Annotated in this window: 19 protein-coding genes and 2 pseudogenes; 10 read left to right on the top strand and 11 right to left on the bottom strand. The window is 65.7% G+C overall.

The features are described from left to right. Positions 1-8 precede the first annotated feature (8 nt). The 8 genes from QO011_RS22050 (at position 9) to lpdA (ending at position 9,027) form a co-directional block, all read left to right on the top strand. Positions 9-815, top strand: a complete 807-nt coding sequence (locus QO011_RS22050; RefSeq protein WP_307276455.1) for an SDR family NAD(P)-dependent oxidoreductase — start codon at positions 9-11, stop codon at positions 813-815. Positions 816-891: 76 nt separating this feature from the next. Next, a complete protein-coding gene (locus tag QO011_RS22045) occupies positions 892-2,196 on the top strand; it encodes a M24 family metallopeptidase (RefSeq protein ID WP_307276453.1) in 1,305 nt (434 codons plus the stop codon). Between the two features lie 60 nt (positions 2,197-2,256). Further along, the gene (locus QO011_RS22040; protein ID WP_307276450.1) at positions 2,257-3,264 is read left to right on the top strand and encodes a thiamine pyrophosphate-dependent dehydrogenase E1 component subunit alpha; all 1,008 of its coding nucleotides are present in this window, start codon (positions 2,257-2,259) and stop codon (positions 3,262-3,264) included. A 10-nt stretch (positions 3,265-3,274) separates the two neighbouring features. Further along, positions 3,275-4,270, top strand: a complete 996-nt coding sequence (locus QO011_RS22035) for an alpha-ketoacid dehydrogenase subunit beta (protein WP_307276447.1) — start codon at positions 3,275-3,277, stop codon at positions 4,268-4,270. Next, the gene (locus QO011_RS22030) at positions 4,260-5,264 is read left to right on the top strand and encodes a biotin/lipoyl-containing protein (protein ID WP_307276444.1); all 1,005 of its coding nucleotides are present in this window, start codon (positions 4,260-4,262) and stop codon (positions 5,262-5,264) included. Before QO011_RS22035 ends, QO011_RS22030 begins: the two co-directional genes overlap by 11 nt. Before the next feature lie 10 nt (positions 5,265-5,274). Then, positions 5,275-6,717: an NAD-dependent succinate-semialdehyde dehydrogenase gene (locus QO011_RS22025; RefSeq protein WP_307276441.1), complete on the top strand. Its 1,443-nt coding sequence runs from the start codon at positions 5,275-5,277 to the stop codon at positions 6,715-6,717. 5 nt (positions 6,718-6,722) lie between these two features. Continuing rightward, positions 6,723-7,613 carry a 2-oxo acid dehydrogenase subunit E2 gene (locus QO011_RS22020; RefSeq protein WP_307276438.1) on the top strand — a complete coding sequence of 297 codons (891 nt, stop codon included), beginning with the start codon at positions 6,723-6,725 and terminating at the stop codon, positions 7,611-7,613. A gap of 7 nt (positions 7,614-7,620) precedes the next feature. Then, a complete protein-coding gene (gene lpdA, locus QO011_RS22015) occupies positions 7,621-9,027 on the top strand; it encodes a dihydrolipoyl dehydrogenase (RefSeq protein ID WP_307276435.1) in 1,407 nt (468 codons plus the stop codon). On the opposite strand, the pseudogene QO011_RS22010 reads toward lpdA, so the two are convergent. Together QO011_RS22010 and QO011_RS22005 are read right to left on the bottom strand one after the other, a co-directional pair. Beyond that, positions 9,024-9,497 (bottom strand): annotated as a pseudogene (locus QO011_RS22010) (transposase); the annotation flags it as partial. The gene lpdA and the pseudogene QO011_RS22010 sit on opposite strands and share 4 nt — an antisense overlap. 45 nt (positions 9,498-9,542) lie before the next feature. Continuing rightward, positions 9,543-10,094, bottom strand: coding sequence for an IS630 family transposase (locus QO011_RS22005; RefSeq protein ID WP_307276432.1), 552 nt, complete (start codon positions 10,092-10,094; stop codon positions 9,543-9,545). 89 nt (positions 10,095-10,183) lie between these two features. Here QO011_RS22005 and QO011_RS22000 point away from each other — a divergent pair. After that, positions 10,184-10,681, top strand: a pseudogene (locus QO011_RS22000) (aldo/keto reductase); the annotation flags it as partial. An 87-nt stretch (positions 10,682-10,768) separates the two neighbouring features. Here QO011_RS22000 and QO011_RS21995 read toward each other — a convergent pair. From QO011_RS21995 to QO011_RS21980, 4 genes are all read right to left on the bottom strand, one after another. Then, positions 10,769-11,539: a sulfite exporter TauE/SafE family protein gene (locus tag QO011_RS21995; protein ID WP_307276429.1), complete on the bottom strand. Its 771-nt coding sequence runs from the start codon at positions 11,537-11,539 to the stop codon at positions 10,769-10,771. A gap of 93 nt (positions 11,540-11,632) precedes the next feature. Further along, positions 11,633-12,190 (bottom strand): gluconokinase, encoded by a 558-nt coding sequence (locus tag QO011_RS21990; protein ID WP_307276425.1) that lies wholly within the window; start codon positions 12,188-12,190, stop codon positions 11,633-11,635. Beyond that, positions 12,181-15,243, bottom strand: a complete 3,063-nt coding sequence (locus QO011_RS21985) for an FAD-binding and (Fe-S)-binding domain-containing protein (RefSeq protein WP_307276422.1) — start codon at positions 15,241-15,243, stop codon at positions 12,181-12,183. The genes QO011_RS21990 and QO011_RS21985 overlap by 10 nt, the downstream gene beginning before the upstream one ends. Before the next feature lie 108 nt (positions 15,244-15,351). Beyond that, the gene (locus QO011_RS21980; RefSeq protein ID WP_307276421.1) at positions 15,352-16,092 is read right to left on the bottom strand and encodes a GntR family transcriptional regulator; all 741 of its coding nucleotides are present in this window, start codon (positions 16,090-16,092) and stop codon (positions 15,352-15,354) included. Between the two features lie 132 nt (positions 16,093-16,224). Between QO011_RS21980 and QO011_RS21975 the strand changes: the two genes are divergently transcribed. Next, positions 16,225-17,421, top strand: a complete 1,197-nt coding sequence (locus tag QO011_RS21975; protein ID WP_307276418.1) for a pyridoxal-phosphate-dependent aminotransferase family protein — start codon at positions 16,225-16,227, stop codon at positions 17,419-17,421. 21 nt (positions 17,422-17,442) lie between these two features. On the opposite strand, the gene QO011_RS21970 is transcribed toward QO011_RS21975, so the two are convergent. The 5 genes from QO011_RS21970 to QO011_RS21950 form a co-directional block, all read right to left on the bottom strand. Continuing rightward, positions 17,443-18,897 (bottom strand): amidase, encoded by a 1,455-nt coding sequence (locus QO011_RS21970; protein WP_307276513.1) that lies wholly within the window; start codon positions 18,895-18,897, stop codon positions 17,443-17,445. A 100-nt stretch (positions 18,898-18,997) separates the two neighbouring features. After that, positions 18,998-19,933, bottom strand: coding sequence for a 2-hydroxyacid dehydrogenase (locus QO011_RS21965; RefSeq protein WP_307276415.1), 936 nt, complete (start codon positions 19,931-19,933; stop codon positions 18,998-19,000). Positions 19,934-20,106: 173 nt separating this feature from the next. Continuing rightward, positions 20,107-20,898, bottom strand: coding sequence for an ATP-binding cassette domain-containing protein (locus tag QO011_RS21960; protein ID WP_307276412.1), 792 nt, complete (start codon positions 20,896-20,898; stop codon positions 20,107-20,109). Continuing rightward, a complete protein-coding gene (locus QO011_RS21955; protein WP_370881993.1) occupies positions 20,895-21,998 on the bottom strand; it encodes an ABC transporter permease in 1,104 nt (367 codons plus the stop codon). The genes QO011_RS21960 and QO011_RS21955 overlap by 4 nt, the downstream gene beginning before the upstream one ends. Positions 21,999-22,104: 106 nt before the next feature. After that, on the bottom strand, positions 22,105-23,151 hold the full coding sequence (locus QO011_RS21950) for a substrate-binding domain-containing protein (RefSeq protein ID WP_370881995.1): 1,047 nt from the start codon (positions 23,149-23,151) through the stop codon (positions 22,105-22,107). Between the last annotated feature and the right edge of the window lie 114 nt (positions 23,152-23,265).

Below are 23,265 nucleotides of genomic sequence, written 5' to 3'. Positions count from 1 at the left end.
GGAGTCCGATGGATCCGAACCGTCTCAAAGGCAAGAACGTCCTGATCACGGGCGGTGCGCAGGGCATGGGTGCCGCGATCGGCGAGTACTATGCCGCGCAGGGTGCCAACGTTTGCCTCGGTGACGTCAACGTGGCGCTCGCGGACGAGGTGGCCGACCGGATCAATGGCGCCGGCAACGGGCGCGCCATCGCCGTCAAGCTCGACGTCACCAAGCGGGCGGACAACGCTGCCGCCGTCGCCGCCACCGTCGAGACATTCGGCTCCATCAATGTCGCGCTCTTCAACGCCGGCATCAACAAGCCATTGATGTTCCTCGACATCACGGAAGAGAACTGGGATGCCATCATGAACGTCAACGCCAAGGGCATGCTCCTCGGCATGCAGGAGGCGGCCAGGCAATTCATCAAGCAGGGCCGGGAGAACGGGCCCTACAAGATCATCAACGTCGGTTCGATCGTCTCCCGCCAGGCCTTCCTCGACGTCGTGCCCTATTCGGCTTCCAAGCACGCGGTCCTGGCCCTGATCAACGGCGGAGCCAAGGCGCTCGTCCAGCACAACATCACAGTCAACGGCTATGGCCCGGGTGTCGTGCGCACCGAGCTGTGGGAACAGCTCGACAGGGATCTCGTGAAGATCGGCATGTTCGAGAAGGAAGGCCAGTCGATGGATCACCTCGCCAAGACGATGATCCTGATGAAGCGCTACTCCTATCCGAACGACGTCGTCGGCACCGCGGCGTTCCTGGCAAGCCCCGAGTCCGACTACATGACTGGCCAGCTCATCATGATCGACGGCGGCATGATCATGCAGTGATCACCGCGGCTTGAAGGCTCGATTTCCCTGGATGATCGGCTAGAGGGCGTCGCACGGCGCCCGCATGGAGAGTTTCATGACCACGACCGACGCGCTGAATCCGCGCATCCTGCAGCCCGCAGACGTCAACCCGAACTGGCGCTGGGACAAGCATCTGCCGGCCCTCGGCCACACCGCCGTCGACTTCGAACGGAGGGTCGACCACGACCGGCTGCGCCGCTATCGGCTCAGCCGGGCGAAGCAGGCGCTGAAGAAATCAGACTGCGGGGCGCTGCTTCTCTTCGACGTCAACAACATCCGCTACGTCTCGGGCACCAAGATCGGCGAGTGGGAACGGGATAAGATGTGCCGCTTCGCCCTGCTCGCCGGCGACGAGGAGCCCTATGTCTGGGACTTCGGCTCCGCCGCCGTGCACCACCGCGAATATTGCGACTGGCTCAATCCGGAGCACTGCCGCGCCGGCGTCGTCGGCATGCGGGGCACGATCCCGCCGTCGTTCGGCCTCATGAAATTCTATGCCGAAGAGATCTACGGCCTGCTGAAGAAGGCCGGGGTCGCCGATATGCCGGTCGGTCTCGACTATGCCGAGACGGCCATGCATTTCGCCCTCCAGGAAGCCGGGCTCAAGATCGTCGACGGGCAGCAGGTCATGCTCTCGGCACGCGAGATCAAGAATGTCGACGAGATCCAGCTGCTCAACCAGGCGGCGAGCATGGTGGACGGCGTCTATCACATGATCTGGGAGGAGCTGAAGCCGGGCGTGCGCGAGAACGACATCGTCGCGATGGCCAACAAGATGCTCTACGAGATGGGGTCGGACGACGTCGAGGCCATCAATGCCATCGCCGGCGAGCGCTGCAACCCGCATCCGCACAACTTCACGGATCGCTACTTCCGCCCCGGCGACCAGGCGTTCTTCGACATCCTGCAGAGCTATCAAGGCTATCGCACCTGCTATTACCGCACCTTCAACATCGGCCGGGCGACGCCGGTGCAGAACGACGCCTATATCAAGGCGCGCGAATGGCTGGACGCGGCCATCGAGCTGATCAAGCCCGGCGTGACGACGGACGTCGTGGCCAAGGTCTGGCCCACCGCCGAGAGCCTCGGCTTCCCCAACGAGCTTGCCGCGTTCGGGCTGCAGTTCGGCCACGGTCTGGGCCTCGCCCTGCACGAGCGCCCGATCATCAGCCGCGCCGTCAGCCTCGAGCATCCCATGGAGATCGAGACCGGCATGGTCTTCGCGCTGGAGACCTATTGTCCGGCGGCCGACGGGTACTCGGCGGCGCGCATCGAGGAAGAGGTGGTCGTCACCGACAAAGGCTGCACCGTCATCAGCCTCTTCCCGGCCGAGGAACTGCCGATCGCCAACCGCTACTGAGGCAGCAGCCGCGCTGGAGCGCGATGCAAGCCTCCAGCGCGGCTCGACCGGATGATCGGCATGACCAGATCGAAATCAAAGTCCAAACCGACGGCCAACTCGGAGGCCTATCTGCGGATGTACCGGCAGATGGTGCGTATCCGCGCCTTCGAGGACCAGGCCAACGCGCTCTACCTTTCGGCGAAGATGCCGGGCCTCACCCACATGTATTCCGGCCAGGAGGCCGTCGCCGTGGGCATCTGCGAGGCGCTCACGCGTGACGACAAGATCACCTCCACCCATCGCGGTCATGGCCATTGCGTGGCCAAGGGCGCCGATTTCAAGCAGATGTTCTGCGAGCTGCTGGGCCGCGCCGAAGGCTATTGCGGCGGCAAGGGCGGTTCGATGCACATCGCCGACCAGTCGAACGGCAACCTCGGCGCCAACGCCATCGTCGGCGGCTCGATGGGCATCGCCACCGGCGCCGCCCTCTCGGCCAGGCGGTTGGGCAGAAAAGACGTGACCGTCTGTTTCTTCGGCGACGGTGCGACCGCGCAGGGCCTGCTCTACGAGGTCATGAACATGGCTGCGCTGTGGAAGCTGCCGGTCATCTATGCCTGCGAGAACAACGGCTACAGCGAATACACCAAGACCGCGGAGATCGCGGCAGGCTCGCTTCTCGCCCGCGCCCAGGCCTTCGGGATCGAGGCCTTCCAGGTCGACGGGCAGGATGTGCTCGCGGTGAACGAACTCGCCGAGCGGCTGGTCGCACGATGCCGCGCCGGCGAGGGCCCGTTCTTCGTCCAGCTCGACACCTACCGCTATCACGGCCACCACGTGGGCGACATCAACCGCGAATACTACCGGTCGAAGGAGGAGGAGGCGCTCTGGAAGGCCGAGCGCGATCCGATCCTCAACTTCGGGCGCTGGCTGGACGCCGAGGGGCTCGCCAGCGAGGACGAGCTCGCCGCAATCAACGCCGAGGTCAAGGCCGACGCCGAGGCCGCGGTTGCCTACGCCCTGGCGGCCCCCTTCCCCGAGCCCTCGCAGGTGGGACGCCATGTCTTCACCGACATGATCGTCGCCTGAGGAGATCGAGATGCGCGAGATTACCCTCTCCAAAGCCGTGAACGAGGCCATCGCCGAGGAAATGCGCCGCGATCCGTCCGTCTTCCTGATGGGCGAGGACGTTGCCGAGGCGGGCACGCCGTTCAAGGTTCTCTCCGGTCTCGTCGAGGAGTTCGGAACGAGCCGGATCATCGACACGCCGATCTCCGAGCCCGGCTTCATGGGGATGGCGGTCGGCGCGGCGATGACGGGCTCGCGGCCCATCGTCGATCTGATGTTCGGCGACTTCCTTTTCCTGGTCATGGATCAGCTGTGCAACCAGGCGGCGAAGACGCACTACATGTCCGGCGGCAAGCTCAAGGTGCCGCTGGTGCTGCGCACCAATCTCGGGGCGACGCGGCGCTCGGCGGCCCAGCACAGCCAATCGCTGCATGCCCTGGTCGCTCATATTCCCGGGCTGAAGGTGGCGCTGCCGTCATCCGCTTACGAAGCGAAGGGCCTGATGAAGACGGCGATTCGGGACGACAACCCGGTCGTCATCTTCGAGGACAAGCTGATGTATCAGGAGAAGGCGCCGGTCCCCGAGGAGGAATATCTCATCCCGTTCGGCAGGGCCGCCGTGCTGCGTCCGGGCCGCGACATCACGCTTGTCGCCACCTCGTCGATGGTGCAGGTGGCGCAGAAGGCGGCGGCTCTTCTCGAGCAGGACGGCATCTCGGCCGAAGTGATCGATCCGCGCACGATCGTGCCGCTCGACATGGAGACGATCCTCGCTTCCGTCCGCCGGACAGGGCGCGCCATGATCGTCGACGAGGGCCATCAGAGCTTCGGCGTCACCGCCGAGATCGCGAGCCGCATCAACGAAGGCGCATTCTACTATCTCGATGCCCCCGTCCAGAGGCTCGGCGCCATGGACGTTCCCGTGCCGTTTTCGCCCGCCCTCGAGGATCTGACGGTTCCAACGCCCGAATCGGTGGCCGAACGAGGCCGCGCCAGCGTGCGGGGAGGCCTGTTCCATGCAGCATGAGATCATCATGCCAGCCCTGGGCATGGCGCAAAAGACCGGCCTCATCGTCGCCTGGCACAAGGCGCCGGGCGACACGGTCAAGGCGTCCGACATCCTGCTGGATGTGGAGACCGACAAGTCGACCATGGAGGTCGAGGCGGGCCATGACGGCTACATCGCAGCCATCATGGCCAAGGCCGGCGTGGACGTGCCGGTCGGCGACACCATCGCGATCATCTCGACGGAGAAGCCCGAGGCTGCAACGGCGGAGCAACCTCCGGCGTCGGCGAGCGTCCAGGCCCCGGCACCACCTGCTCGCGAGACTTCGGCCTCGCAACCAAAGCCAGCGCCTGGGCGACCTGTCGGCGGCGCCGCGCTTGCCGCGGCGGTCCAGCACGGTCGCATCCTGGCGTCGCCGAAGGCGAAGCGCCTGGCAGCCGAGCGCGGCATCGAGCTGACGCGGCTCGTCGCTCTGGGCGTCGAGCAACCGTTCCATGCCGCCGACATCGAAGACCTGCCGCCGAACGAGCCATCGCTCCCGATCGCCGCGATTCCGTCCGAGATCGAGGCCAGGGTCGAACCTGCCGGCCTTTCCGGAATGCTGCGGCTCCTGAGCGTGGAAGGCGGCGGGGCCGGCAAGCCGGCGCTGTGGGCGGCCTTCGCGGCATCCAGCCTGCGCGCGTCGCTCGACATCCAAGACGATGTATCGGTGCAGGTCGAGCATGGCGGCAAGACCCTGCGTTACCGCAATCCCGACCGGGCGCCGCTTTCCCGCCTCGAACCCGGCGACGCCGACGCGACCGTCGATGTCGTCGTTCGCGACCTGACCGGGAGCTGCCTCGTCTCCACGCGCTTTACCGGTGAGCATGCTCCCGTCCTGACGCTCACGGATGACGGCGGCAAGGCAAGCCTGCGCCTCGTCTTCGACGCTTCGCGCCTGACATCGGCAGCGGGCACCGAGTTCGTGACGGGCTTTGCCGCGCGGATGAACGATCCGCTGCGGCAACTATTGTGAGGAGATTTCCATGTCGTCCTATGTCGGGCCCGCCGACCTCTATATCGACGGTCGCTGGCTTCCCGCTTCGGGCGGTGAGCGTTTCGACGTCCTCAATCCCGCGGACGAGACGGTCGTCGCGTCTGTCGCATCCGGCACGGAGACCGACGCGAGGGCCGCTGTCGACGCGGCCCACGAGGCGGCGGCCGGGTGGGCTGCGAGGCGCCCGCGCGAGCGGGCCGAGATCCTCCGCCGCTGCTTCGATCTGATGAGCGCGCGCGTCTCGGACTTCGCCCGTCTTATCACGCTGGAAAACGGCAAGGCGCGCGCCGACGCCATCGGCGAGGCGAACTATGCGGCGGAATTCTTCCGCTGGTTTTCGGAAGAGGCGGTGCGTCCCGAGGGGCATCTCGGCCACGCGCCGGCTTCCGGCGCCCGCATCCTTGTGCATCACAAGCCGGCCGGCATCGCAGTCCTGGTGACGCCTTGGAACTATCCGGCGGCGATGGGCACGCGCAAGATCGCGCCCGCGCTGGCGGCAGGCTGCACGGTCGTCATCAAGCCGGCCTCCGAGACACCCCTCACCATGCTGGCGCTCATGCCGGTGCTGGAGGAGGCCGGCGTTCCACCCGGCGTCGTCAACGTCCTCCCGAGCCGCCGGTCGGGGGCGGTGGTGGATGCCATGCTGCACGACCCGCGCGTCAGGGTCGTGTCCTTCACCGGGTCCACCGGCGTCGGCCGCAAGCTTCTGCACGCCGCGGCGGATCAGGTGATCAAGCCGGCGATGGAGCTCGGGGGCAACGCGCCGCTGATCGTGTTCGACGACGCCGACCTCGATCTCGCCGTCGAAGGCGCGATGGTCGCCAAGATGCGCAATCTCGGCGAGGCCTGCACGGCCGCCAACCGCTTCTACGTGCATGAGCGGATCGCCGAAGAGTTCACGCAGCGCTTCACGGCCCGCATGGCCTCCCTCAAGATGGGCGACGGCCTCGCCGAAGATGTCGACGTCGGCTCGCTGGTCAACGCGGAAACGCGCGACAAGGTGGCCGCCTTCGTCGAGGATGCCATCCAGCGCGGCGCCGAGCTGCGCCTCGGCGGCACGGTGCCGGAAGGTCCCGGCTTCTTCTATCCGCCCACGGTCCTCTTCAACGTGCCCGCCGGCGCGGCCTGCCTCGGCGACGAGATCTTTGGCCCCGTGGCGGCGATCCAGACCTTCGGCGATGAGGACGACGTGGTCGCACGGGCCAACGCCACCGAATATGGCCTGGTCGCTTACGTCTTCACGGAGGATCTACGTCGGGGCTTGAGCGTCTCGGAGCGCCTGGACTTCGGCATGGTCGGTCTCAACCGCGGTCTCGTCTCCGATCCCGCCGCGCCGTTCGGCGGCATGAAGCAATCCGGCCTCGGTCGCGAGGGCGGCAAGGAAGGCATGCTGGAGTTCATGGAAACCCAGTACATCTCGACAAATTGGTGAGCCTGATGACAGCACCGATTGCCAGCCCTTCCACGCGGCAGCGCGCGCGCGAAGCAGGCGTGAACCTGGCCGCGCTGGCCGCCGAGCTCGGCCGCGACGCGATTTCGCCAGGCGACCTCGACGATCATCTGGGCGCCGGCCGGCGCGAACGAGCCGCGGACGACCACCAGCGCTATTGGGACATCGACCATTCGCTGTATGGGCCGATACGCGAGGAGGCGACCAGCCGCTTCAGCCAGGTCGCCGCCGCCAATCTTTCCGCCGCACAGCGGGTCATTCCCGCGGTGACCCATCACGACCGGGTCGATATGGCCGCTGTCGAGGCGGTGCGCGCGAGGTTGAAGGACGAGGCCTCGCGACGCGGCGTGAAGCTGACCGCGCTCGCCTTCCACATGAAGGCGCTCGCTCGGACCCTCGCCGATTTTCCGCGCTTCAACGCTTCTCTGTCTGCCGACGGACGGACCCTTTTCCTCAAGCAGTATGTCCACATCGGCATCGCGGTGGACACGCCGCACGGCTTGATGGTGCCCGTCATCCGCGACGTCGACGGGAAGGGTCTCTGGCAGATCGCCGCCGAGATCGGCGATCTGGCGACGCGCGCGCAGCAGCGCAAGCTCGGCGCGGGTGAATCCGGCGGCGCGTCCATGTCGATCAGCAATCTCGGCGGCATCGGCGGCATCGGCTTCACGCCGGTGGTCAATCCGCCGGAGGTCGCCATTCTGGGCCTATCCAAGATGGAGATCGTTCCGGTCTGGAACGGGGAGAACTTCGTCCCGACGCCGATGACGCCCCTCGACCTGAGCTACGACCATCGTGTGGTCAATGGGGCGGACGCCGCGCGCCTGCTCGTACGCTACGCCCACCTCCTCGCCGATCCGCGGCGACTGTTGATCTGAGATGCCGATGTCCGAGAAGCAGCACGCCGACCTCGTCGTCATCGGGGCCGGACCGGGCGGCTATGCCGCCGCGTTCCGCGCCGCCGATCTCGGCCGCTCCGTCGTCCTGGTGGATGCCCGCGTCACGCTCGGCGGCGTCTGCCTCAACGAGGGCTGTATCCCCTCGAAGGCGCTCCTGCACGCGGCCCGCGTGCTCCACGAGGCTGACAACATCGGCGAATGGGGCATTTCGTTCGGCAAGGCCAAGATCGACATCGACGCGCTGCGCAAGCGCAAGGAAGCGATCGTATCGCAACTCACGACCGGGCTTGCCCAATTGGCCAGGCGCCGGAAGGTGCGATGTGTCGCGGGACGCGCCGTCTTTACCGGCATCGACGAACTGGCCGTCAGCGGAACCGGCGCAGAAGAACGGTGGAGCTTCGGTCAGGCCATCGTGGCCGCCGGCTCCTCGCCGGTGCGCCTGCCGGGATGGCCCGAGGACGACCGCATATGGGATTCCACCGCCGCGCTGGAGCTTCGAGCCGTGCCGCGTCGGCTGGCAATCGTCGGCGGCGGCATCATCGGGCTGGAAATGGCGACGATCTACGCCGCGCTGGGATCGTCGGTGACCGTCATCGAGTTGGCCGACCAGGTCGCGCCCGGCGCCGAGCCTGACGCTGCAGAGCTGGTGCGCGCCTCCCTCAAGGCCAGGGGCTGCGGGATTCACGTGGCGACACGCGTGGTCGCCGTGGCGGCCTCCGCGTCCGAGGTCACCCTGCTTTGCGAGGGCGGCTTCGTCGGTGAGGTCGCGGCGGATGCCGTGATCCAGGCCGTCGGACGCCGTGCGAACGGGGGCGCCGTCGGCGCGCAGGCTGCCGGCCTCGCCATCGAGGCGAACGGTGTCATCCCGGTCGACAGTCAATGCCGCACGAACAGGGCCAACATCTTCGCCGTCGGCGACATAACGGGCGCTCCGATGCTCGCACATCGTGCCACGCATCAGGGCAAGGTCGCCGCGGAGGTCGCCAGCGGGCATGCTGCGGCTTTCGACACCGCTTTCATTCCTTCGATCGCCTACACCGACCCCGAACTCGCCTGGGTCGGCCCCACGACAGCCCAGCTCAAGTCCGCCGGTATTCCGTTCAAGGTCTCCCGCTTCCCTTGGGCGGCGAGCGGCCGAAACCTCGCGTCGGGCGGCAGCGATGGCCAGACGATGCTGATCCATTCGCCGGACAACCTCCGACTTCTCGGCGCCACGGTCGTCGGGCCGGGTGCGGGAGAATTGCTCGCGGCGATCGGTGTCGCTCTGGAGATGGGCTCGACGATTTCGGACATCGCATTGACGGTTCACGCGCACCCGACATTGTCGGAGACGGTCGCCTTCGCGGCCGAACGCGCGCTCGGCACGCTGACGGACTTATACCAGCACTCCTAAAGGCTGACACAGGCCCATTGTCTGGTTGCGATGGATCGGATTCTGCCTGGATCGTTGATGAGGAAGTGCCAGGCGCTTTGGCAGGCGTCGAGGATTTGGTCGTAGGATTCCCAGACGAGGGCGCAGAGTTTGTTTTGTCGCAGGTAGGCCCAGACGTTCTCCATCGGGTTCAGCTCTGGGGAATAGGCCGGCAGCGACAGAAGGGCGATGTTTTCGGGGACCCGCAGCTTCCTGCCTCTTTGATGCCAACCGGCTCCGTCGCAGACCAGCACGGCATGGGACCCGGGCTCCACTTCGGCGCTGATCTCCTGGAGGTGGGCGTTCATGGCCCCGGTGTTGGCGTAGGGCATGATCATGGCGGCCCCTGTGGCTCGACCCGGGCAGATGGCCCCGAAGATGTAGGTGGAGACATGGCGGTTATCGCGCACCATCCGGGGGGCGTGAGCCGATCGGCGCCCAGATGTAGGCGTGTCCGCCCTTCTGGCCGACGCGGGCCTCGTCTTGAAACCAGATCTCTAACGGCCGGCCGATCGCGTCCTGGGGGAGCGCCTGTCTGACCAGGTCGGCGAAGTTTTTTTAAATGCCGCTTCCGCCTCGACGTCCTTCTTCGGATGAACCGGCCTGGGCTGCAGGCGCGTCAGGTCGAGCTCATGCAGCCACCGAGCGATGGTGCTCTCATGCACCTCCACCGAAAACCGCCGCGCCACCTCGGCCTTCAGATCCACGCAGCGCCAGCGCACCACCTTGTGGATCTCGGGATCTGGCCCGTTGATCACCAGTTCGCGCAGTTCCGCCATCTGGTGCTCGCTCAAGGCTGGCGCCCGGCCAGGGCTCGAGCGGGACGTCAGCCCCTCGACGCCCAAGTCATTGTAGCGCTGCACCCAGTCGCGCAGCGTCTGGCGATCCATGCCGTTGAGCGCCGCCGCTTCGGTTCGCGAACGCCCCTCAAGCACCAGGGCCAGAGCCAAGAGCCGGCGAACCTGCGCACCATCCCGGCAGCGCCCGCTCAGCGCGCGAAGCTCCGCGCTGGTGTAATCCATCCGCCTGATCGCCAAGGGCGCGCTCATCACATGCCTCCGCCGGTCGAATCACCAGCATCGAATCTCATTCACGCCGCCGTGGGAATCCCCCAAGAGTCAGTCTCTTCAAGCGCTGGTATTACAGCCTGCAGTCGAGGGAAGCCGAGTACGAGCTCGTGCCGATCGCGCTCGAGGAAGGCCTGGGCGTGCTCGTCTGGAGCCCGCTCGCCGGCGGCCTGCTCTCTGGGAAGTTTCGCCGCGGGCAGCCCGCACCGGCCGGCACGAGGCAGGTCACGGATTGGAACGAGCCGCCCGTGCGTGACCCCGAGGCTCTGTTCGACATCGTGGAGGCACTCATCGCGATCGGCGCTCGCCGCGGTGTCTCCGCCGCTCAGGTCGCGCTCGCCTACATGCTGCGGCGCCCGGCCGTCAGCTCGCTCGTGATCGGGGCGCGGACCTCCGAGCAGCTCGCCGATAACCTGGCCGCGGCGGACCTCGTTCTCGGCGACGACGACGTGGCCGAGCTCGACGCGCTGTCGAAGCCGCCGCTGATCTATCCCTATTGGCACCACGTCAGGGCGGCGACCGACCGCCTCGGATCGTCCGACCTGTCGCTGCTTCGCCCCTATTTGTGAGCTCGGGCCGCGCTGCAGCCGGACAAGGAGCGCTTCGCGATCACCGTCTGCGGTCGCGAGCGTCGAGAACGCCTATGCCGTCATCGATCAACGCCCGAAAGCACCCAGGGCATCGACGATGAGCTTCAGCGAGACCGCGAACAGCGCCACCTGCACGAGACGAAAGAACAGCGTGTCCCGAAGACGTCGCGTCAACACGGCGCCGACGATCGTACCGAGCATTGCGATCGGCACAAGAAAAGCCGCTATCCGGAAATCATTCGCCGAGAAAGGACGCAGCAAGGAATAGGGAACGATCTTGGCGGCGTTGACCACAGCGAACACAATGGTCGATGTCCCCGCGAACACCATCTTCTTCAATCGCTGGGGCAGCACATAGATCTGAAAGGGCGGCGCGCCCGAATGCGAGACGAAGCTGGTGAACCCCGCGACGGCGCCCCAGAAAAGGCCGGCGGGGATAGATCCGACTTTCGGTTCCACGCCCTTCGGCGGCCGCAGCCAAGTGTTCAGGCAGAAGCCTGCGCCCATCAATCCTATGAGAAATGCGATCGCCGCGTCGGAGACATGAGATGCCGTGGCCCATCCAAACAACACGCCGGCGAGAGCGGCCGGAATGAGAATCTTCAGGTTTCGCGGGCTGTATTCGCGACGATAGAGCCAGACGCCCACGATATCCGTCAGCACATAGATCGGAAGCAGAAGCGCTGCAGCAGTCACGGGCGAGAGCTGCAGTGACAGCATCGGCACGGCCAGCGAGCCGATCGCCGGGAGCCCCCCTTTCGAGAGACCGACGAAGAATGCCGCGACGGAGGCGAGAATGAACAATCCCGGAGCTGATGGAAGGAAGGCAAATGTCACGACCGGCTCCGACGGTGTCCTGGGTCGTCCGGTCATCGGCCGAACGGATGCGTCATCGCGCTGAAGAGGGGCCGACCGAGGTCCATCCCTCGGTCAAGCGGCGGGGCCGATACCGGATTTGAAGAGCCTGGCTCGGACCGCTTCGAGGACCTGGTCGGCACCGCCGATGCCGATATCGATGGCGACGACACCCTGTTCACCGGCCGGGTCTTCGAGCGCCCCAAGCTGACTGTCGAGCAGGGAAACCGGCATATAATGGCCGCGTCGCTGCGCCAGCCGTTCCAGAAGCGCCTCGCGCGATCCCCGCAAAAAAACGAAGCAGAGCCTGTCGTCGGCGGCCTGGCGCAGGCGCTCGCGGTAGATCGTCTTCAGCGCCGAGCAGCTGACCACGAGCGCCTGTCTTGCCATGGAGGCTTGTCGCAATTCGCCGCTGATCAGGTCGAGCCAAGGCCAGCGGTCGTCGTCGTCGAGCGGAATGCCGGCGGACATCTTTTCGACGTTGCGACGCGGATGCAGCGCATCGCCTTCGATGAACGCTGCGCCGAGCCATGCGGCGATGCCTTGGCCGACGCTGGTCTTGCCGCAGCCGCTGACGCCCATCACCACGATGAGGGGCGCTTTGGAATCCGGATCTGACGGCGCTATTGGCATGGAGATTGTGTCCTTTGGCGCAGATGCATTTGACCGAGGACCTCGCTTGGCGGCCCACGGAGCCCACCTCCATCGGACCACCGCCTGTCATCGGGCGATTTCGAGGATTGCCCCAGTGCAAGGGACAATGCGCGGGCGACGTGGATCGCCTCACGCCCCGCGCCGTGCTGGATCTGGCCGCGGCACGAAGTGCCATCGGCGATGATGATGGTGTCGGCGTCCGCCTTTCGCACGGCAGGGAGAAGCGACAGCTCGGCCATCGCCATCGAGATCGCATAGGTGTCCCGCCCATAGCCGAAGGCGCCCGCCATGCCGCAGCAGCCGGAGTCGATCGTCGTCACGTCGAGCTCAGGGACGAGCCTGAGCACCTTCTCCACCGCTGCCATCGCGCCGAAGGCCTTCTGGTGGCAATGCCCGTGGAGCAAGGCCTTCCTGCCGATCGGCTCGAGGGGAAGCGCCAGTCGTCCGGCGGCGTCCTCGCGCGCCAGGAATTCCTCGAACAGCATGGCCTGCTGGGCGAGCCGTTCGGCATCCTGGCCGGGAAGCATCGCCGGAAGCTCGTCTCGGAGCGTGAACAGGCAGGACGGCTCGAGTCCGATGATCGGCACGCCGCGCGCCGCAAACGGAGCGAACGTCTGGAGAAGGCGCCTGGCCTCTCGCCGCGCTTCCTCGACCAGGCCGACGGACAAGAAGGTCCGGCCGCAACACAAGGCTCGCTTGGAGCCGTCGGCGGGTGCAGGCGTGTGGACGCGATACCCGCCCGCGACGAGCACCCGGATGGCGGCCTCGAGAGTTTCACGCTCATAATACCGATTGAAAGTATCGGCCATCAGCACGACCTCGCGGCCGCCCATATCCCCGAAACTCGTGCTCGCCGGAGCAAAACTGTCCGCGCGCCACCGCGGCAGCCGGCGCTTGGCGGTAAGCCCGAAAAGGGCTTCCGACACGGCGGCAAGGCCGGCAACCCCGTCGCGCAAGTTCGCAAGCCAAGCGAAGGTGGATGCCCACGGCGCATATCGAGGCAGATATCCCACAATCCTGTCGCACATCGGCAAGCCGTGCTTCTGCACACGGGCCGCGAGCACCTCGATCTTCATGCGCGCCATGTCGACGCCGGTCGGACATTCACGCTTGCAGCCCTTGCACGACACGCAGAGCTTCATCGTCTCGGCCATCTCGTCCGATGTGAAGGCGTTCGGCCCGAGCTGCCCCGTGATGGCAAGGCGCAACGTGTTGGCCCGGCCGCGCGTCGCGTCACGCTCATTGCGTGTGACGCGGTAGGAGGGACACATGGCGCCGCCCGCGAGCTTGCGGCAGGCGCCGTTGTTGTTGCACATCTCGACCGCGCCCTGGAATCCGCCCCCGGCGCCGGAATACTCGGACCAGGCCAGAGCAGCCTGCATCGGCTTGGCCTCATAGCCCGGCCCGTAGCGGAACAGGCGGCGGTCATCCATGCGGGGCGCACGCACGATCCTTCCGGGATTGAACAAGCCGGCCGGATCGAAACGGTCCTTGATCGCCTCGAAGGCGCGGGCGAGACGCGGGCCGAACATCGCCTCGTGAAACTCGGAGCGGACGATGCCGTCGCCGTGCTCGCCGGAATGAGACCCCTTGTAGTCGCGCACCAGCGCAAAGGCCTCCTCGGCGATCGCCCGCATGGTCTTGACGTCGCGATCAAGCTTCAGGTTGAGGACAGGCCGCACGTGCAGGCAGCCGACCGAGGCATGAGCGTACCAGGTCCCGGTCGTTCCGTGCTTCTCGAACACGCGCGTGAGGCGGTCGGTGTAGGCGGCGAGGTCGGCGAGCTCGACGGCGCAATCCTCGACGAAGGAGATCGGCTTCCCGTCCTGCTTCATCGACATCATGATGTTGAGGCCGGATTGCCGCACCTCCGTGATGGCGTGCTGAAGCGCCGGGTCGAGCACGTCCACCACGCCGCCCCACTGCGCGCCGGCGTGGTCCCACGCGAAACCAAGGTCCCCCATCAGGCCGGCGAGCTGCTTCAACCGCCGCGCGTTCTCTTCGGCACCTTCGGCAAATTCGACGAGCAAGATCGCTTCGGGGGTGCCGCGCACGAATTGCTTCAACGTCGGCACGAACACCGGGATGTCGCCGGCCAGTTCGAGCATCGTGCGGTCGATCAGCTCGACGGCGATGGGTCCCAGCTTCACGAGATGCTGGGCCGCATCCATCGCCTGGTGGAAGCTGCCGAAGTGACAGGCGCCGACGCCCCTGGGCCCGAGCGCGGGCCAGAGCTTGAGCTCGACCGCGCGGATGAAGGCGAGGGTGCCTTCCGAGCCGACCAGAATATGCGCCATGTTGTTGGGCGCGGGGCCGGGCACGAGAGCATCGATGTTGTAGCCGCCGACACGCCGCTGAACCCTGGGGAAGCGGGCGCGAACCTCATCCGCTTCCCGTTCTCCGATCGCCAGGAGATCGCGGAAGAGATCCCGCGCGGCCGCGGGTCCCTCGAACCCGGCGAGATCGGCGCGCACCTCGCCGAAATGCACATCCGATCCGTCGGCGAGCGTCGCCTCGATGGACAGGACGTTGTCACGCATCGTGCCGTAGCGAAGCGAGCGTCCGCCGCAGGAATTGTTCGCCGCCATCCCGCCGATGGTGGCGCGCGACGCCGTCGAGATGTCGACGGGAAACCACAGCCCATGCGGGGCGAGCTGCCGGTTCAAGTCGTCGAGGACGATCCCCGGCTCGACGCGACACCGGCGATTCTGAACGTCGAGCGACAGGATCCGGTTGAGATGCCGGCTCGTATCGATGACGAGCGCATCGTTGACGGTCTGTCCGGACTGGGACGTGCCGCCGCCTCGCGCCAGCACGCAGACGCCTGCCTGCCGCGCCAGCGCCACGGCACGAACGGCTTCATCCATATCGCGGGGAATGACGATGCCGCGAGGGGTGACCTGATAGATCGACGCGTCGGTCGCGTAGCGCCCGCGACTGAAGACGTCGAACAGCACGTCGCCACGGATTTCGCTCCGCAGCCTCGACTCGAGGATGGCGCCTGAGCCCTGTTCCGAATGATGCTTCGGCACTGATTTGCTCGTTCGTGGATTGCACGGATAGTCCTCCCGGGGTGGGAATCCGTGATCAGAAGTGCATTCAAAACCCGCGAAACTCGGGAAGGCGATTCACGAGGGATGTCAGCTTGCGGCCCTCGCTGCGGCCTTTCTCTCCTCGGCCAGCCATTCCACCGCCGAAGCGCATGTGCTGCGCAGATGCTTGAACAAGATGTCGCTCAATTCTCGACCGTCCCGGCGATGGAGCGCGCCGAGTATCGCCTCGTGCTCACGCATGGCTTCGCCCCATCGGTCGCGCGCAACATTCAGATTCGCCGTGTAGCGAATTCTTCGCATTGATGTCGAAAGGCTTGCGTAGGTATCCTGAAGCACCGGGTTGCGCGATGCCTTCATGATGGCATTGTGAATGGCGCGGTTATATTTGAAATACTCCTGCAGCTCAGTGCGCACGTAATGCTTATACATTTGATGATGAAGCTGTTCTATTTCTTCATATTCCGCCTCGCTGATGCGCTCGCAAGCAAGTTGACCGGCAAGCGCTTCCAGTCCGCCAATGACGTCGAAGGTCGCGATGATATCGGCTTCATTCAAGGCGCGAAGCCGGGCGCCGCGATTGGGCAGAAGCTCCACCAGCCCCTCGGAGGCCAGGACCTTCAGGGCTTCCCGCAGCGGCGTGCGCGATATTTGAAACAATTCGCACAGTTTCCGCTCAGGGATGCGCGCATTCTCCTCCACATTGCCTTCAATGATATAGTCCCGCAATTGGTCGAGCACCTTCTCATGCAGGCTCGTCGCCTTGGAGGGCGGCTGACCAACCGCCCCCTCGACAGACTCATGTGCAGTGTCATTCACGGGCTCAGCCAAGGAATCGCCTCCCAAATCGGGCATATCGGCAATTCGTATTATATATCGTGACGCCAGAAAAAATACAAAAATGAAATTGACCGACGATAAATTTAATGCAATTTGGCGACCCCGGCAGACAATGAGGACGCCATGGCGAAATCGACCGGTCGGCATTTCCTGCAGGTTCCCGGCCCCAGCCCCGTTCCCGAGCGTGTTCTGCGCGCGATGGCCATGCCGGTGATCGATCATCGCGGGCCCGAATTCGCCAGGCTGGGCGAGGAGGTGCTGCGGGGTTGCCAGTCGGTGTTCAGGACCGCGCAGCCGGTCATCATCTATCCCGCCTCGGGCACCGGCGCATGGGAAGCCGCGATCGTCAACACCTTGTCGCCCGGCGACCGCGTGCTCATGGTCGAGACCGGGCATTTCGCGACGCTCTGGCGCCAGATGGCAGTGAAATGGGGCATCGACGTCGACTTCATCGCGGGGGATTGGCGCCACGCGGCCGATCCTGCCGCGATCGAGGACAAGCTGCGCAGGGATGCCGGGCATGCGATCAGGGCGGTGATGGTGGTCCACAACGAGACCTCGACGGGAGCGATCAGTCCGATCGCGGAGATTCGCGCCGCGTTGGATCGGGCGGGCCATCCGGCCCTGCTGATGGTCGATACGATCTCCTCGCTCGGGTCGGCCGATTACCGGCATGACGAGTGGCGCGTCGACGTCGCGGTGAGTTGCTCGCAGAAAGGACTGATGCTCCCGCCCGGACTGAGCTTCGTCGCCGTCTCGCAAAGGGCCTTGACGGCGTCGCGCAGCGGCCGGCTGCCCCGATCCTATTGGGGGTGGGACGACATGCTGAAGGCCAACGCCGGCGGATATTTTCCGTACACGCCGTCGACCAACCTGCTTTTCGGGTTGCGGGAAGCCCTGGCGATGCTTGACGAGGAAGGCCTGGAGACCGTCTTCGCTCGCCACGCGCGGCTCGCGACGGCTACGCGCGCGGCCGTTCGCGCCTGGGGCCTGGAGATCCTTTGCCAGGAAGCCGACCACCGCTCGCCCGTGCTGACCGCCGTCGTGATGCCCGATGGCCACGATGCCGACCGGTTCCGCAAGATCGTGCTCGACCTGTTCGACATGTCGCTCGGGACAGGACTGGGCAAGCTCGCCGGCAAGGTCTTTCGCATCGGCCACCTCGGCGCGATCAACGAGCTGACCCTGATGGGCACGCTGGCAGGCGTCGAAATGGGGCTCGCGGCCGCGGGCGTGCCGCATCGCTCGGGAGGAATCGTGGCTGCAATGGAGGCGTTGTGCCCGGAGACGTCGTCCCGATTGCATGCGTCCGCGGCCTGACCCGCTCTTCACGCCCTGCGTTCAGTCGGCCCGATCCGTCTTTGCCCCGCTCGCCTTCGCACCTCGGGGCTCGATGGGACTCGCCGTGTGCAGATCCAGGATCGTTTCCAGCAAGCGCGCACCGGCGAGAACCCGCGCCTCGCCATTCGGGGCCGCGACGATCTGCAGGCCCACCGGCAGCCCCTCGCGCGTGAAGCCGCAGGGCAGCGAGAGCGCCGGCGCGCCAATCAGCGTGACGGCATAGGCGATCGCGAGCCAGTCGACATAGGTCTGGAACGTCACCCCGTTGCAGGCCTTGACGGAGCGCTCGCCCACCGGAAACGGCGGCACGATCGTGGCCGGACAGAGCAACAGGTCGTAGCTCTCGAAGAATCCGGCTGCCCGCGCCGTCATCATGGCGCGCTGACGCTCGGCGCCTATGACCTCAGCCATCGTCAACGCAAAGCCCCTTTCGATCTCGCCGATGACCTCCGGTTTCAGCTTGTCGCGATGTCTTTCGAGATGCTGGCCGTGCGACGTCGCAAAGCTCTGGGCGCGCAACACCTGGAAGCACGCATGCGCCTCCGAAAGGTCCGGATGCGCCTCCTCGACGACCACGCCCGCCTCGGCAAACCGCTCCGCGGCGCGACGCGTGATCTCCGCCACCTCGGGATCCACGGGCGTGATGCCGAGATCGGCGGAGTAGGCGACGCGGACCGGCCGCCATCCCGATCGGGCCGCGGACAGAAAAGATTGCACCGGACGCGGCTTCGACAGGGGATCGCGCGCATCGTCCCCGGCCATGGCGTCGAGCAAGAAGGCAACGTCCTCCACGGTCCGCGCCATGGGGCCCTGGACCGCGAGCGTTGCGTCGACGCAGGCATAGCGCGATTGCGCGACGCGGCCGGGCGTCGGCCGCATGCCGACGACGCCGCAAAAGCTCGCCGGATTGCGCAGGCTGCCGCCCATGTCGGAGCCGTGCGCCAGCCAGGCCATGCCGGCTGCAAGCGCGACCGCCGCACCGCCGGAGGAGCCGGCGGCAGAGCGCGACGTGTCATAGGGGTTGAGCGTGGCGCCGAAGACCTCGTTGAAGGTGTTGGCGCCGGCGCCGAATTCCGGCGTGTTCGACTTGGCGTAGACGATCCCGCCCTCCGCCTCGAGCCGATCGACGAGCACGTCGGATGCCGATGGCACGAAATCGGCGAAGATCGGCGAGCCCTGCGTCGTGCGCACGCCCGCGACATGGGTCAGATCCTTGATCGTCACCGGCATGCCAGCCAGGCGGCCCCGTTCGCCGTCGGGCCTTCGCTGCAACATGTCGGCGTGGGCGCGGGCGCGATCGAAACACAGGATCGGCAATGCGTTCACATCGGCATCGACATGAGAGATGCGCATCTCGAGGGCATCGAGAAGGTCGTGCGAGCTCACCTGCCCGTTGCGCAGCAACTCGACCACGCCCACGGCGGAAAGGCCGATCAGTTCATCATACCCGCTCATGTCGATCCCGCTCGAACGATGCCGCTCAAAGTGACACAAGATGACGGCGCGGTGTTCAGGCTGGATCCGGCCTTCCGCCTGCCGGACCGGCAAGCAGCATTCAGACGACCGGGGTCGGCAGGGGATGCCCTGCATAGAATGCGTCCAGATTTGCCAGCATCAGCCGAGCCATCGCCAAGCGCGCGTCGACGGTGGCGCTGCCGATATGCGGCGTCAAGGTCACGTTCGGGAGCGCAGACAAGGCCGGCGGCACCCGCGGCTCATCGGCGTAGACATCCAGCCCCGCGGCCGCGAGCCGGCGATCCTGCAAGGCAGCAATGAGTTCCGTCTCGTCGATGATCGAACCGCGCGCCACGTTGATCAGGAAGCCTGTCGGCCCCAAGGCGTCCAAGACCGCCCGTCCGACGAGATGGCGGGTCGCGGGTCCGGCGGCGACAGTGACGATCAAGACATCGGACTCGCGCGCCAGGTCGATCACCGTCGAATGGAAGGCATGGGGACTCTGCTTCTTCGTGCGCGAGGTATAGGCGATCGAGCCGCCGAAACCTTCGAGACGCCGCGCCACCGCCTGTCCGATGCGGCCAAAACCGACAATTCCGTAGCGACGTCCCGAGACCCTGGCTGCCAGATCCATCTCGCCGGCTATCCAGCGGCCGTCCCGCACGTAGCGGTCGGCGGCTGCAATCTGCCTCATCGTGGCGATCATCAGCCCGACGGCCAGATCTGCGACATCATTGGTCAGGACGTCCGGCGTGTTCGTGACCCGGATGCCGCGCTCGCGCGCGGCGTCCAGATCGACCTTTTCGTAGCCGACGCCCGCTATGGCCACGAGCCCGAGGGACGGCAAGCGCCGAAACATCTCATTGCTGATTCCAAGATGTCCTGCCGTGATGACAGCTCGGATCGAGGCATTGTGCTCGTCCAGCCATCGCTCCCGGTCCGGCAGATCATACCACCTGCAGACGCTATAGTTACGGTGCAAGTCCTCATCGCCGGCGGCAATGAGAGGCGTGAGTTGGAGCACATCGATCGGCATTGTCTCTCTTCCTTCTATGAGCTGCATCGCCTGAACCGCTGCCTTGGCCCGAGCCGGCTGGTGATCCGTGTCAGCCTGGCGGTGCATAGGAGCGAGCGCGCGATGGATGGAATCCCCGTACGGCCGTGCGCATTCGGGCGATCACGATGATCGACCGACGGCGGCGGACGGGACTAAGTCACACCGACGCTTTCGGCGGGGGCCAAGGCCCCCGTCATCATCGCGACGGCTTCCGCCATCGAGTGGCGCTTGGGATCGATCACGGTCAGGCGCCGGCCGAGACGATGGATGTGGATCCGGTCGGCCACCTCGAAGACCTGAGGCATGTTGTGGCTGATCAGCACGATCGGGATCCCCCGATCCCTCACGCGCCTGATCAGATCCAGCACGCGCGCCGATTCCTTCACACCCAGTGCAGCCGTGGGCTCATCCATGATCACCACCCGGGTGCCGAACGCCGCAGCGCGCGCGACCGCGACGCCCTGCCGTTGCCCGCCCGACAAGGTCTCCACCGCCTGACCGATGTTCTGGACCGTCATCAGCCCGAGCTGGTTCAGCTCCTGGCGGGCGTGGCGCTTCATTCCTGCGAGATCGCGCTTGCGGAAGAGCCGTCCGGCAAGCCCCGGCGAACGCAGCTCCCGCCCGAGGAACAGGTTGTCCGTGATGCTCAGCGCCGGTGACAGAGCGAGGGTCTGGTAGACCGTTTCGATCCCCGCCCGACGTGCGTCCAACGGCGAGCGAAACCGTGCCGGCTGGCCATCCAGCAGCATGTCGCCGCTATCGGGGGTGATCGCCCCGCTCAGCGCCTTGATCAGCGTGCTCTTGCCCGCGCCGTTGTCGCCGATCACCGCCAGGATTTCGTTGGGATAGAGCTCGAAATCGCAATGATCGAGCGCAGTGACGCGTCCGAACCGCTTGACGAGGCCGCGTGCCTGCAGCAGGGGCTGCTCCTTCCCGCCGCTCATGCCGACAATTCCCTGAGCCACTGGTCGATGGCGACGGCGACGACAATCAGCAGCCCGATCGCAAAACCCTGCCAGAGCGCGTCCACCCCCGCGAGCGCCAGACCGTTGCGAAAGACGCCGACGATCAGCGCACCGACGAGGGTGCCGAAAAGCGAGCCGCGCCCCCCGAACATGCTCGTGCCGCCGACCACCACGGCCGTGATGCTGTCCAGATTCGCCGTCACGCCCTCCTGCGGGGTGACCGAGCCAATGCGCCCAATGAGCACCCAGCCGGCGAGAGCGCAGATCAGCCCGGCAAAGACATAGGCCGATACCAAGGTTCGCTTGACGCGGACGCCCGCCAGCCGTGCCGCATCCTGGTCATCGCCGATGGCATGGATGTGCCGCCCCCAGGCAGTTCTGTTCAGGATATACCAGAGCAAGGCGTAGAGCCCGAGCATCAGAACGGTGCCGACGGTCAGGCGCATGCCGGCGAAATTCACGGAGTCCCCGAAGACCTGCAACGACGGGGCTGCGGTCGTGATGTTCTGGGCGACGATCGTCTGGCCTCCGGAATACCAGAGGTTCAGGGCAAAAAAGACGTTCCAGGTGCCAAGGGTCGCGATGAAGGGCGGCAGCTTCACATGAGTCACGAGAAGGCCGTTGACGAGGCCGCCGAGCGCGCCGACCGCGAATGCCAGGGCAATCGCCAACCCCTGAGGCATGCCATGATCGACCGCGTTCACGCCCATGACGACCGCGCAAAGCACCATCAGTGCGCCAACCGAAAGATCGATCCCCGCCGTCAGGATCACCAGCGTCTGCGCGGCACCAATAACGCTGATGACGGTGACTTGTTGCAGGATCAGGGAGAAGTTGAAGGGCGTAAAGAACCGCGGACCAACGATAAGACCAAAGGTCACCAGACTCAGAACCAGGACCGTTGCGGACACGACGGTCGGGTAACTGTGAAGGAAATTCTGCAGGCGCCGAACGAGATCCGTGTCATCGATCTCGAAGGAAGCCACCATCTGGTCCGGCGACCCGACCGCCGCTTCGGGCTCTGGGGCAGCGCTCATGCGCATCGTCATCGCTCTGCTCTCGGGATTGGTTTCGATCACGAAAATTCGGAACGGGCCCCGTGGCCAGAGCGCCGTTCCGCGCAGTTCAGGCGGTGACCGGGAGGACGTCACCGCCTGTTTCGAACATGATTGACCGCCGCCTTGGTCAGGAGGCCTTCTTGCACATGTCGCCGCGCAGCTTCAGCGCTTCCTCCGACGTGATGGAGGGCACGCCGGGCGCCGGATGATCGGTCACCAATTTCGTCCCCGAGTCGACATAGTCCAGGCCGGGCGTGACCGGCGGCACCGCTCCGGTCTTGATCTTGTCCATGGCGGCCTGCATGGCATCGGTCGCCATATCGAGCCAGAACTGCATCGAGGTGGCCGCGATGGTTCCGTTACGGACCATCTCGATGCCGGCGCAGGTGCCGTCGACCGAAACCAGAAACACGTCCTTGTCGCGCCCGACCGCCTTGAGCGCCTGCGCCGCACCCGAGGCGGACTGCTCGTTCATCGTGAAAACCACATTGATAGTCGGGTCTTTCTGCAACATGTTCTCCATCGCGGTCTGGCCGCCGCTCGGCGAGCCCTTGGTCACGTCATGACCGACGATGCGGGGATCCGTCTCGCTGCCCCAAACTTTCCGGTTCGGAACCGTGATGCCGAAGCCGGTCAGGAAGCCGTTGTCGCGCGCCACATCGTTCGTCACCATCATCGTGTCGGCGTTGAGCATGGCGATGCGCGCGTCCTTGGCCTTGTCGCCGAGCGTTGCCTTGGCCCATTGTCCGATCAGCTGTCCGGCCGCGAAGTTGTTGGTGGCCCAGGTTCCATCGGCGGCGTTCACCGGCACCAACGGCGAGTCCGCCACCATGACGATGACGCCTGCCGCACGCGCCGCCTTGATCTGCGGCACGATGGCGGTGGTGTCGTTGGGCACGATGACGATGACCTTGGCTCCGGCGGAGATCGAGTTTTCGATCGCATCCACCTGGCTCGCATTGTCGCCGTCATATTTGCCGGCAAAGCTGATCAGCTTGACGCCGAGCTGCTTGGCTTTCGCCTCGGCAGCTTGCCTCATCAGGACGAAGACCGGATTCTCGTTGGTTTTCGTGATCAGCGAAAAGATCAACTCCTCGGCCGAGGCCGAAGCTCCCCCAAGCAACGTGCAGATTGCCCAAACTCCGACCGTCATCGACAGACATCTAGACTTCATCGCCATGGATGTTTCCCCTTCTTTGATTTGACTTTATTGCCGCACGTCACGCCCCCTGCATCGAATTGCCGGGACGAATCCGAAACTGGACGTCAGAGCTATTCGTGCCTTGCC

Source organism: Labrys wisconsinensis (assembly GCF_030814995.1).
In the GTDB taxonomy this organism is placed as follows: domain Bacteria; phylum Pseudomonadota; class Alphaproteobacteria; order Rhizobiales; family Labraceae; genus Labrys; species Labrys wisconsinensis.
The sequence above is the reverse complement of the archived record's forward strand: the minus strand, read 5'-3'. Positions and strand labels throughout refer to the sequence as shown.